Below are 12,230 nucleotides of genomic sequence, written 5' to 3' on the forward strand. Positions count from 1 at the left end.
CCATTATTATTGTTTTTTTAAAGAAAGTTAGTAAGTTAGTAAGTTAGTAAGTTAGTAAGTTAGTAAGTTAGTAAGTTAAGAACTTAACTAACTTACCTTTCAAACGTATCGCTTTCTGACTTTTGGTCGGTCTTATTGCGCTCAAGATTACTTTTGCGCAGTTCTACTGATTCCAACAGCAGCTTTGCTTTTACCTGCATGCTGGGTGGCAGGTTCAACATATCTTTCATGGCGTTATCCAAGAATGATTCAACCATCCGTGATTGACCTGATTCTTTAGCTTTCAAACCCAAGAAAACTGACTGGCAGAACTGGCTTAAAGGACGGATGATGTCATCTTTTAAGTTTTGAACTAATTTTTCTAAAGCGTGCTTTTCAGCACGCAATTGAACGATTTCTTTTTTCTCAGCAGAAATATCTCGGCTATTTTGCCTTTTTAGTTCATTGATCATTTCATTTTCGCCTGTAGAAATAGCAACTTGCGTTTTAATGTCGTCTAGTTCACTTCTTCCAGCTTCAATATCACTCGCGAGTTCCTTGCGTTGTATTGCTTGTCTTTTGAGCAAGTAGTTATTTAAGTTGTTTTTCCTCTGGCTTTTCGGAAGTTTTGCTTGCTGATCCATTTCTTTACGCTGCTTTGTTCTCCTTTCTGTTTCAGTAGAAAACTCAACTAACAACCCCTTTGAACGACACAAATGCTTATTCGCAAAATCCTGAACCATTCGTTGAAAGTAATGCCCAAAGTCTTGTGTCTCCTCACGTGTCAACTTTGAATCATTCGGAAAGAAATCCTTTACCCCTGTAACTTTTTCTATGTATTCGCTCACAACTTGTATTTGACGTTTGTGAAGATCAAATTTGTTGGTTTTCTGATTCAACGCAGATAAAAAATAATGCGTGTGGCACCCTGTGTTTTGGTTTTTATCCCTTTCATCGTCATGGCAAATAATTGTTTTAATTTCATAGTCTGGGAAATAATGAACAAGGAATAGTCGAGTGAACTCGATATAATCCGAAGCATTCACCAGATCACTACCAACCTCCCATCGGTGAGGGATCTTAAAAATCCCTTCTTGGATGAATATGTTATTGGTCGGCGCTCTGTGTTGTAGTTGATTGTGAGCGTTCAGATAAGTCTCTAGCATCTTGAGACGCTGTTTCTTGCGCTGCATTGTCAAAAGAGAAAACTTCTGAATAGAGGAGTACGAAACATGACCATCAGTTTCTAAAATACTCTGCAAAAACTTAGCAGCATCCGTGTTACCACTTTTGATTTCACTATCTATTGCGTTTTTCATTTTTCGGCGATACTGGCGCTGCTGTGTTTGAAGCTTTGATTGGTTGTGAATACGTGGCTGTGGAACAATCTTATACAAGAGTTCAAGCCGCTCAGCTTCAGTCCAAGATTCTATTGGAGAAATATGGTTGTTTATCCACATGAAATTGTGTTGACTTAGCTCCTCGTTCCACTCAAGTTTCTTGGATATTTTGGCATTAGTTGGAGGAGCAATCCGCAGTGAATGCGCAAGAGAGTGTTCGCATTTCACACGACTTTCTGTAGTTGAAGAGTAATTCATTCGTCGGTGGAATAGTCTGATTGTTCTCATTCTCGACCTCCCTGAGGTCGAGTTAGAGAGTCAAGAGAGCCTTCTCTTGCCCGCAGCTTCCGTGCATCTTTTGCGGAGCAAAAGTGTGACGGAAGCGTAGCGGGTTGCCATGTCGTCACATTTTCAAAATGTACGACTTTATGTTTGGTCTCAATGGTCACCGTGCTCATTTGTCCCTCTCCAGCATGCCTTCAAGAAGTTGAATGAGCTGTGGTTTGGACTGAAGTTTTTTCAACAACACTAACGAAGAGTGAGGAACAGCAGGTAAAGTCACTGTTGGCTTTATTTGCGGTAGGCCGAATATATCCTGAAGGTGTTGCGCAGCCTCTCTTGCGTAGTTGGGTGAGTCTTCACGAATCCATCGACCATAGTGTTTGTCGATCATTGTTGTGCTTTTATGTCCCATTTGAACCGCGAGCCAGTCTTTGCTGATCCCCGCGGTTAAGCACTGGGAAGCAAATGTGTGACGTAGCTGACCAACACCTCTGTGAGCCACACCCGCTTGTTCTAGAAATTTGATGAAGAATCGCTCAGTGAATTCTTTAGCATCAGTAAAAGGTTGATTCGTTTTCGTATTTAAGAAAATGAAACTGACAGAGTCTTTCGTGAATGTTTTATTGTCGCATTCAAGAATATTGATTGTTTGTGGGCGGCGCTTTCCTGTCAGTTTCAGCTGCTCTTTCAATAGTTTTAAAGCAAGTGGATTTAAATCAACTTCACGTACAGAACCTTTCGTTTTCGGGCATTTATAAATGTTCAATACACAAGCTCGACGGACATAGAGCACTTCGCGTTCCCAGTTTATATCTTGCCAAGACAACGCTATCAGTTCACTGATACGAAGACCTGTCAGCAGATTCAGCATTACGGCATTCTGTCCCTGGGTGCAGACATTCTTGCACTCATGCATCCGTGCTAATTCCTTTTTTGTGAAAGGGTTTGGCTCAGGATCCACAGTTTTGAAGTTCTGTACTCCTTTCATTGGATTTCGTGCAATTACGCCATCACGTACCGCTTTCAAAGAAATACGACGTAAGATTGTCAGATGTTCGTTGATGGTTTTGTTGCTAAAGCGCTCATGCCAACTTACCAGAAGCATATTAATCTGAGTGTGGCTAACGGCATTGATGGGGAATTCTCCCAATGCCTCGTTTATATTCTTTGCTCTGCTGAGGTCGGAGGCTAATGTCGAGGGAGCAGCACAATATTTTCTCTCTATGAGATATGCGTCGATGTAGTCTTTTACAGTTGGTGACTTTGTAGTTGTTATAGTTTTCATAATGTTTTCCGTTTTTTATCGAATGCAAGTCATTCGTCAAAACGGAAGTTACGGCTAAAAATTATAGTCGTCAACTCGGTAAGATACTGAATATTAACAATAAATTATTTACTTTTGACATCATTTGTCTATACGTAGAAATAATCGATATCGAATTTGAGATTATTTATCAAACCTATACGCATTGAGTTTATCGAGATTTTTGAGCTAGAAAATTTTTTGAAAAAAATGCCCTGATCGGTCAAAAAATAACCAGAAGATTGGTTGGTTGGGGAAGATTGCGGAAAGTAGCAATCTCTAAAATGCTAAGACGATTGGGTTTGGTTTAGTGAGGCAATTAGTGTCGTATGACGTAAACACATTGCGTGAACATCACCTACCCAGCCTTAAATACGAAATTAGATTTTCTTCTTCCTCTGCTGATAGTCTGATAGGTATAAATTTTGTAGCCGACCATGTCCTTATGCAATAATACCCACTGCCATTAAGTGTACTTAAGGAGTGGATATGGCTAAACCAGTGGAACTTGCTAATGGAACTAGTTTCAAATCTCAATCGGAAGCAAAGAAGTATTTCAAATCTATTCTAAATTCTTCGAATCCCGATAAGACGTTCACACCAAATGATGCAGAGTTCTCAAATATACTTGCTCTGTATAAACGACATCCTGAGTTTCATTGGAAAACAAAAGACGTATCCTTAATAAAAGAGTTTATCATCAAGAATTCTGGACAATTTAATACCAAATGTTTCCATGTTGTCCATCACGATGGTTCTCTCGCAGATTGGAGCTACATAACCGCGATAAGTTCTCAATTAAAGAGTCAATTTCAATGTTTTATTGACGGAGCAAGGTCTTTACTCGAAAGTAGCTCATACAACTTTCGTGATGCAGACTTTAAAGCTAAATGCGCCCGTTTTATCGAATCTCAAGGCTTTACTACAGATACCTTTCCATCTAACTGGATATCTACACCCGATAAACTTCAATATCGATCTAGCTTAACCATTGACATCTCGAGCGATTTTATAAATTGGTATGAAAAACATAAACTTTAGAGCTTCCCAAAGGTTACTTGAGGATAGCAAATGACTATTAATATTAATCGTTATTTATCTGTTGATAAAAGTGCATATGATGCTTGCATCGGTTGTTTGGAACACGAGCATGTAATAGAAGGTTACAATACCAACATAAGACTTCACTATCTAAAGTTCGATGGTAACGGAAAGCCTATGGTTAAAGCTCTAGCTAATCTATTGTACGAATTTATTATCGATTACTGCATTTCATCCGCAAACAGACCAGAACAACTCACTGCAAGAGAATCCGCCAGACTGACGAAAGAAGCTAGAAAACTGTTCCGCCATCCCGAAATAGATGAAGACAACCCAGATAGAACAGGTGAAGCAGGAGAGTTACTTTTATTTTTCTTAATCGAAGCTATTTTAGGGGCTCCTCAGATGGTCTCTAAAATGGAGCTTAAAACTAATCACAAAGATGAAGTAAAAGGCTCGGATGGTATTCATGCGAAGTACAACCAAGAAGACGACCTCGTAGACTTCTTTTTTGGAGAAGCCAAGCTTTACGTCGATTCAAATTCAGCCATTCAGGCAGCATTGAACAGTATCGATGACTTTCATAGTGTCGAGATGCTTGAACATGAGTTCACTATGGTTACCAAACATTTCAAGTATTCAAATGAAGAGACTAAGAAGGCTTTATCATCTCTCATCATTTGCGGAGAACCTGGGCCCAGTGCTCGACTAAATCACGCTTGCCTTATCGGATATAACTATAAGGACTTTCGCACTATAAATGGCGGAAATCCCAAAGTTTTAACAGAAAACTTTGTTTCAAAGTTTCAGGAAGAGGGGATGCGCTTAACTAAATCCTTACAGACAAAAATAGCTAATATGAATTGCAATCATCTTTCTTTCGAGTTTTTTTTCCTTCCATTTCCTTCCGTAGATGATTTCAGGAATGCCTTTAACAAAGCGCTAGACTAAGGATCAGAGCAGCATGAGTGAAAGACTCGATATTCAAGTGTTAGTAAAGAAACTAGAAAAAGCTAGCATTCAAAACCAGCTACCATCTAGCTTTACCTCAGAAAATACAGATTGTTTCACAGAACAAGAAATTAGAGCACTCGTAAGCTATGCTTCTGTTCTCTCTCTAGAAGCTGGCGATCAAATCAATGAATCATATGAAATCATCACTAGGCTTCTTGAACAAACTAACGGGAATAGCAAACTTGTTAAAGCCGCTGCTGAAGTAATTTTATCTAGGATAGGTAATTTCCCTGGTAGAGAGCTTTTAAGAAGAAGATACGCAATCGAGGGAGGGATTCCAGCCCCTTTAAGACTGGAAATCATCGCACGAGAATCAGAAAATACAATTATTGACGAAACTGAAAATGAAATACAACTTACCGACTTTCAGCTTCAATTGTTCAAGTCATTGGAAAGCGAGCAAAACCTGAGTATTTCTGCACCTACTTCTGCTGGGAAATCTTTTGTATTGAATCTTTCTATATCCAGTCAAATCAAAGAAAGAATATGTAGTAGTATTATCTATGTAGTTCCGACACGTGCACTAATTTCCGAAGTATCTATGAGAGTCCGAAGTGCCATCAAACGAATTGGGCAGGATAAAGCTATTATAAGAACAACACCATTTCCTGTTGATAGAAAAAAGATTCGTACTAACGTTGTGTATATTTTTACACAGGAACGACTGATGAGCTTTTTAAGCGCAACCGATGCCGAACCTGAAATCGACACGCTAATCATAGATGAAGCACATGAGATACAAAATGGTAAACGAGGAATAATACTTCAAACGGCAATAGATATAGCCTTAAGAAAGTTCAGTAATACTAAACTCCTTTTTGCTAGCCCTTTGATTCAAAATCCAGAGTACTTTTTATCTCTCTTTAAACGAACATCTAATGGCAAATTCTTTACCGAAGTAGTTTCACCCGTATCTCAAAATATATTGCTGGTCAATCAAGTAGCAAGAAAACCAGCCCAAATGCATATTTCATTGCTTAACAACAAAGGCTCTACAGAAATTGGCGAATTCACTCTTCCTTTTCCACTTAGAAACAGTAAACCCCAGCAAATAGCCAACCTGGCGCTATCGTTGTCAGATGACGATTCTGTCATTGCTTTTTCTAACACGCCTTCTAGCGCTGAAGAGCGTGCTGTACAAGCATCCACATTAGCTAAAAACATTGATGTAAGTGAAGATATTGAAACGTTTATAAGCTTCATTGAGCAAGAGATTCATCCTAACTACGCACTGATAAACTGCTTGAGAAAAGGCATAGCTTTCCACTACGGAAATATGCCCTCGCTGTTACGCACAGGTGTAGAAGAACTTTTCAGAAAGGGTGATATTAAAATCGTGTTTTGTACGAGTACTTTATTACAAGGTGTAAACCTTCCTGCTAAGCACATTATTATTGAGAATCCAAAATCTGGCGATAAGGGTATGACCCGAGCTGATTTTCTCAACTTAGCTGGACGAGCAGGTCGCCTACTGAATGAGTTTCATGGAAATGTGTGGTGTATAAGGCCCGAGGAGTGGGACAGTTCGTGCTATTCGGGAGATAAGCTACAAACCATAACATCTTCTATCAGTAACATCTTAGTCGATGGTGGCACTGAATTGCAGAAGGCAATTAATACAGATATCTCAGAGGACTCTTGGGATGAGAAAAGACAGGATGAAGCTGATGTAGCAATCGGTAAACTCTACAACGATTATCTTGATACCAAAGATTTTTCATTCATGGAGCAATACCGTACAGATATAAATAGTGAGGAGCTTGATCAAACTATTGAAGCTGTTAAATCGTTAGAAGTTACTCTTCCTGAAGAAATAATTAAAAGAAATCAATCGTTGAGACCAGATCAATTGGATAGGTTGTATAAGTATTTGTTGGAACAAGACAATGTAGAGGACTTCTACCCTATATACCCATATCAATCAGGTGCCAAGGCTAGAGTCGAAAAAATACTAGGCGTACTTGAAGGTTGCTTCCAGTGGCAATTACATGAAAAGTTTAAACCTTGGCTCAGCTATCTAGCTTATCAATGGGTATGGGGCGTACCAATCGGAAAAATACTCCATGAAAGGGTTTCTTTCCTGGACGATAGGAAAGGAAGCGACAACATTAATCCGACTAGGGAAGTAAGGTCTTGTCTTAAAGTTCTAGAGACAGACATTAGATTCAAGATGGTGAAATATTTTTCTGCATATTTGGATATTTTAAAATATATAGCTCTTGAAAAAGAGTTAGAATCCGCAGAAACAATAGAGCCTTATCACATCTACCTTGAGTTCGGCTCATGTAAAAAGAGTGTCCTAAATCTTATGTCTGTGGGTCTTTCTCGCTTTACTGCGATTCATCTAGATAAATGCTTTAACTTCAGTCAGAGTGATGAACCAGAAGGATATTTATCAGAGTTGCAGTTTATCAATATAAATAAACTAAATATGCCTAGGTTGTGTATAAACGAAGTAGCGATGCTAATTGCCTAGCAAAATGAGCGAAAACATGTGACCATCAGATCTGGCACCTGATGGTCACATTAGATGTAGCGTGTCGCCTCACAATATTATCTCAGAAACACCCTATTTCCTCTTACCAGGCGCTTTTCTACAGAAGTGAATCTCTGGTCAATAAATCTAGTCAGCCGTAGTCGTTTGACTCAGTAGCTATGACTCTTAGAACTTTAGCGGTAATACGCATAGCTTTTATGCCAGTGGGTATATCAAGCTTATCTGAATACTGCACCCATACTTCACCATCTTTCGCGATGCGTATCATTGCAAAAGTATCGTTGAGATATGATTTGCTGACGCCTAATTGTTCATGAATGTCTTCCATACTAAAGCTCCTTCCTAGCCTAGATTTATTGCAATAGAGTACGGTGTATTACGGCGATCTATACTGAGTTGCATTTTGTTTTCAGCTAGAAATTGCATAAGAAATATAAGCTTATCTTCCCGCTCTATTTCTTGGGTCTCAACTTCGTATCCAAGAGCCTCCTTCACTGAGTAGAAGGACTCAACATTCGAGTAAATTTGATCAAGAAACAAGGGATAATCGAAGATCGTTTTAGAGGAGTCACGCTGCAAAGCTGATCGGAGTCTATATACTCCTCTAATCTGTTCTATTGATATCCCACAAGTTAACAGATTGAAGAAGTCATAGTTATTAGTAAAATCAGCATGTTCAATGGCTTCTAGAATCGCTTTAAGCTCAAAGTTTGCTAGTTTACGCATACTTCACCTCCACTGGCGGAAATTTATTAACTGCTTCATTCAATTGCTGAATTTTCGCTTGTTTTCCGTATCGTCCGAAGGTGATGTTGGGATGAGCATGACCAACAATCTCAGCCACTATGTGCTCAGGTGTATCAGCAATCTTTAACTCATCGACAAAGGTATGTCTGAAGGAGTATGCCGTTGGTCGCGCATTCGGCTTCATTCCAATTGCTGTTTGTAGTTTTCCTAGATTGGTGCGGTATCGAAATGACCAGTCTTTGTTCTCTCCATGGGGTTTGTAATCAAAAAGCTGTTTTTGCTTTTGTTCTCGGCGTCCTTGCACATACTCAAGAAACCCCTCTTTTATCAATTGACTATGCAAAGGGATAGTGCGGACAGCATTGGATGTTTTTAGCCGCTGTTCAGTGTCAGAATCGGAAATCGTGATGCATGAGACACCGTCAATTACTTGAATGTCATTAGTCGTTAACTGGCAAACTTCAGAAGGCCGACATCCTTGATAGACTTGTACTTTAGTTGTCCACTGAAACTGGGCATCTTTTTTACGAAATTCGGAGCTAGAAAATAGCCTTTTAAGATCTTTCAACTGCCACCGATCGCGTTGCTGGGATGCTTTTGTTCCACGGCTTTTTGGTGCTTTTATCGCTTTGAAGATATTTCTGTCTATGAGTTCAATTCGTTCACAATAGTCAAAGAACTGCTTATTAGCTGCGATGTATTCCTTTACTGTCTTTGCACTTAATCCTTTTTCAATTAAGTGGTCTCTGTAAGTGTTGGCAGCTTTGGCAGATAAGCTGACGTTTTGCTTGGTTAGATACTCCAAGAAATTTGTACAACGCTGACTCAATTGAGTTAGAGTCAAAGGCGTTACTTGTTCCAGACGTTTGCTATGAATAAAGTTGTTTAACTCGGTGATGAGTTCTTGTTTGCCAACCATACTGCTGTTTACAATTATTTCAGGAGCAGGAGCAGGAGCAGGAGCAGGAGCAGGTTGAACTTTCGTCTTTACCTGAATACTAGCTACTGTGCAATTTGATTGTAGGTTGTCTACATTGGGAAGGTTGGAAGTAAACTGCTGGCGAACTTTTGCTACTTTAGCATCGAGGTCCATTTTAAAACTGGCGTAAGGAATCCTCTCAGTGAGAGCTTGCTCGTACAAAGTGTGGATTACGCCAGAAAGTTGAGAATTCCGCTTAGAAGCTAGCCTACGGTGTTTAGTCAGAAGTGAGAGACGAATCTCTCTTGGATAACCAAGAGAAGTCTGTAGTGCAACAGGAGTGGAAATACGTGTATAAAACACGTTATTGCTCAATTTAATCAAATACATATGTATCACCTACTTGTATTAGGTGACATTTGATCGTCTTAAAACGAGAAAAGCCCTTGATAAATCAAGGGCTTGAATGTGGCGGAGAGATAGGGATTTGAACCCTAGATACGCTATTAACGTATGCCGGTTTTCAAGACCGGTGCTTTCAACCACTCAGCCATCTCTCCGTTGTGGGCGGTATAATAAGGAGCATAGTCCGACTTGTAAAGTGCTGAATTATAATAGAAGTACTGTTTGCTTGTTTTATGATCACTGATGTGATGTTGGACAGTTTGAAAGCGGAGTGAAAAAGGGACAAAAAGTACCAATTTATAGAGTTTTTACTTTATATTGGCGCACGTCAATAAAATGGTGTTTTATTGTTATCTTGCTGATATATAAGACATAACATGCTTTTAGGGTACATGTGTTCGCCCGAAAGTATTTGCAAGACTTTGTGAACTAATTCAAAATTAACTGGTATAGCCAGTTGTGCTTAGAATTCTTAAGGGTGTTTATGAAGGTCACAAATCTATTTAAAGACAAAGTTGATGCGATTTCTGCTCATCAATCCGAGTTTATGAATTGGATGTCTCCAACGTTACGCGATTATTGGAGTGACTTTTTGGGGAAAGCTCAAAATAGCTTTCTTTTCTCAAAAGTTCGTGATCACCAGCAGCCAGCCGTCAACGAAGAAGTTGCACCTCAACCTGCACCGATCGTAATGGCACCAGAGGCTCAAAAGCTTTATGACGAGTTAAGTGAAAAAATTGGCGAAGTTATTCACACTGGTGATTGGGTTCATGTGTCTCAAGAACGTATTAACCAATTTGGTGCGGTAACGGAAGACATGCAATGGATTCATACTGATCCAGAGCGTGCTTCAACTGAATCTCCATTTAAGACAACTATCGCTCATGGCTTTTTAACATTAGCATTGCTGCCTAAACTGACGGATTCAGTTGATCCAGAAAAGCCAATGTTCCCAACAGCTAAAATGGTAGTTAACTTGGGTTTAAACCAAGTTCGTTTCCCTTACCCTGTCAAAGCAGGCAATAATGTTCGTGCAGTCAGCACGTTAACAAAAGTAACGCCAATCAAAAAAGGTTTGGAGATTGAGCGCGAAATTAAAGTGGAAATTGAAGGTATTCGCCGACCTGGTGCGGTTGTGGTCTCTGTAATTCAACTGCATTTCTAATTCCGAAACCGGATAGAACACGACATAGGAAAAGAGAGCATCAAGGTGCTCTCTTTTTTATTTTTACTGATTAAAGTTTTTTACTGGCGTATAACCGTAATCTGCAATCGCTTTTTGTCCCTGCTCTGAACGAAGGAAAGCGATAAAACCTTTACCTGCATCGCTAATCTTATCTACTTTGTATAGCACTAGGAATGGTCGCGCCAACTTGTACTTATGATTGCTAATGTTTGTCGAGGTTGGGTCAATACCATCTAACTGAATCGCCTTGATCGAGCGATCTACTGACCCTACAGAGATAAAACCAATGGCGCGAGTGTTATGGTTAACAATGGTTTTTACCATGCTGTTACTGTTTACAACCAAATTGTTTGGGCTGATATCCGAGACAAGGCGATCATTAACGATTTTGGTCAGTCCCAGCAAGCTTTCGAAGCTGTAACGTGAACCTGAAGACGCTTCTCTAGTAACCACCGCGATAGGCTGATCTGCGCCCCCGACCTCTTTCCAATTCTTAATTTTACCTTTGTAAATATCAAATAGTTGTTGCTGAGAAAGGTTTTCTACAGAGTTGGTACGGTTTACAACAACAGCGAGGCCATCATAAGCGATAGGGTATACATTGAGATCTTCACCTTTTTCGCTTTCAGTCAGATAGCGAGAGCTCATGCCTATTTCGGCTACTCCTTTATTGACCATGGTGATACCAGCACTCGAACCAATGCCCTGAACAGCAACGTAATCGTCTGGGTGTGTTTTGTTGTATTCCTCAGCAAGTACATCCATCACACGAGCAACCGACGTTGAACCTGAGATGTTGATTTCTTTTGCAATGGTAGGGAGGGAGACTGCTATGGCCAATAACGTCGCCACAGTAAAACGTAACATATTAAACTCCATATACGGGATAAAGCAGAGTTTATGATATTGCGTTCAGGTTACACTTTTGTGAACTGTTAGCGCTAAACAAAGGAATTGTTTCTAGTCAAGAGGTGATGGAGCTAGCGTTTCCAAGTGGATTGAGATGATAATCTGGGCAAATGATAATATAGCTATCTTATACTTGAGTTAGGTAGATAACTACCATCGGTGATGATGTAAAGGTTATATACTAGGATCGACAGCTCTAACTATCATCCATCGGGAGAACGTTGATGTCAGTGTCCCAAATGGCGACAAGTCGTTTATACAAATCAGTTCAATCGCTCTGCTCTGCGCGTAATGCTAACTTGCCTGTCGAACAGGGCAAGTGCCTCTATGAGCTAGTAGAAAATGGCGTTGAGCTTCATCGGGCGCATTTTCTCCTCGACTCCCAGCATAGCGAGTATACTTCTCCCGTCGCGAAGATCATGTTTGATGAGGACAACCAACTTTGGTATTTCTATGTTCCCACATATCACAACGAGCTGTTAAGGTGGGTGCCTTATAAGCCACTTCCATTTAGCCGAATGCTTGAGGACTTACTCAACGAGTTGGAGCGTGATCCTCAAGCGTGTTTTTGGGAATAGGGAGAGCCCAACGGATGCGAATGCCGACAT

At 40.0% G+C, this 12,230-nt stretch carries 11 protein-coding genes and 1 tRNA gene; 5 read left to right on the forward strand and 7 right to left on the reverse strand.

What is annotated here, in order from left to right:
* Positions 1–92: 92 nt before the first annotated feature.
* The gene (locus R7Q09_RS07755; protein ID WP_318070684.1) at positions 93–1,607 is read right to left on the reverse strand and encodes a hypothetical protein; all 1,515 of its coding nucleotides are present in this window, start codon (positions 1,605–1,607) and stop codon (positions 93–95) included.
* Between the two features lie 166 nt (positions 1,608–1,773).
* Positions 1,774–2,886 (reverse strand): site-specific integrase, encoded by a 1,113-nt coding sequence (locus tag R7Q09_RS07760; protein ID WP_318070683.1) that lies wholly within the window; start codon positions 2,884–2,886, stop codon positions 1,774–1,776.
* 507 nt (positions 2,887–3,393) lie between these two features.
* On the opposite strand from R7Q09_RS07760, the gene R7Q09_RS07765 reads away from it, so the two are divergent.
* Genes R7Q09_RS07765 through R7Q09_RS07775 form a run of 3 tightly spaced genes read left to right on the forward strand, consistent with a single transcriptional unit; the run spans position 3,394 to position 7,435 of the window.
* A complete protein-coding gene (locus R7Q09_RS07765; RefSeq protein WP_025570808.1) occupies positions 3,394–3,945 on the forward strand; it encodes a DUF3223 domain-containing protein in 552 nt (183 codons plus the stop codon).
* Positions 3,946–3,975: 30 nt separating this feature from the next.
* On the forward strand, positions 3,976–4,896 hold the full coding sequence (locus R7Q09_RS07770; RefSeq protein WP_318070682.1) for a DUF1837 domain-containing protein: 921 nt from the start codon (positions 3,976–3,978) through the stop codon (positions 4,894–4,896).
* A 13-nt stretch (positions 4,897–4,909) separates the two neighbouring features.
* Positions 4,910–7,435, forward strand: coding sequence for a DEAD/DEAH box helicase (locus tag R7Q09_RS07775; RefSeq protein WP_318070681.1), 2,526 nt, complete (start codon positions 4,910–4,912; stop codon positions 7,433–7,435).
* Between the two features lie 151 nt (positions 7,436–7,586).
* Here the strand turns inward: R7Q09_RS07775 and R7Q09_RS07780 are convergent, their stop codons facing one another.
* The 4 genes from R7Q09_RS07780 to R7Q09_RS07795 form a co-directional block, all read right to left on the reverse strand.
* Positions 7,587–7,784 (reverse strand): hypothetical protein, encoded by a 198-nt coding sequence (locus R7Q09_RS07780; RefSeq protein WP_025570805.1) that lies wholly within the window; start codon positions 7,782–7,784, stop codon positions 7,587–7,589.
* Between the two features lie 14 nt (positions 7,785–7,798).
* On the reverse strand, positions 7,799–8,182 hold the full coding sequence (locus R7Q09_RS07785; RefSeq protein WP_318070680.1) for a hypothetical protein: 384 nt from the start codon (positions 8,180–8,182) through the stop codon (positions 7,799–7,801).
* Positions 8,175–9,512 (reverse strand): tyrosine-type recombinase/integrase, encoded by a 1,338-nt coding sequence (locus tag R7Q09_RS07790; protein ID WP_318070679.1) that lies wholly within the window; start codon positions 9,510–9,512, stop codon positions 8,175–8,177. Before R7Q09_RS07790 ends, R7Q09_RS07785 begins: the two co-directional genes overlap by 8 nt.
* Positions 9,513–9,591: 79 nt before the next feature.
* Positions 9,592–9,682: transfer RNA gene (locus R7Q09_RS07795), tRNA-Ser, on the reverse strand.
* A gap of 329 nt (positions 9,683–10,011) precedes the next feature.
* Here R7Q09_RS07795 and R7Q09_RS07800 point away from each other — a divergent pair.
* Positions 10,012–10,692, forward strand: coding sequence for a MaoC family dehydratase (locus R7Q09_RS07800; RefSeq protein ID WP_005386198.1), 681 nt, complete (start codon positions 10,012–10,014; stop codon positions 10,690–10,692).
* Positions 10,693–10,755: 63 nt separating this feature from the next.
* On the opposite strand, the gene R7Q09_RS07805 is transcribed toward R7Q09_RS07800, so the two are convergent.
* Entirely contained in the window at positions 10,756–11,580 is an 825-nt protein-coding gene (locus R7Q09_RS07805) for a phosphate ABC transporter substrate-binding protein (RefSeq protein ID WP_017635752.1), read from the reverse strand.
* A gap of 266 nt (positions 11,581–11,846) precedes the next feature.
* On the opposite strand from R7Q09_RS07805, the gene R7Q09_RS07810 reads away from it, so the two are divergent.
* Positions 11,847–12,200: a DUF3024 domain-containing protein gene (locus R7Q09_RS07810; protein ID WP_017635751.1), complete on the forward strand. Its 354-nt coding sequence runs from the start codon at positions 11,847–11,849 to the stop codon at positions 12,198–12,200.
* Positions 12,201–12,230: the final 30 nt, after the last annotated feature.

It is taken from the genome of Vibrio sp. 2130-1 (assembly GCF_033339515.1).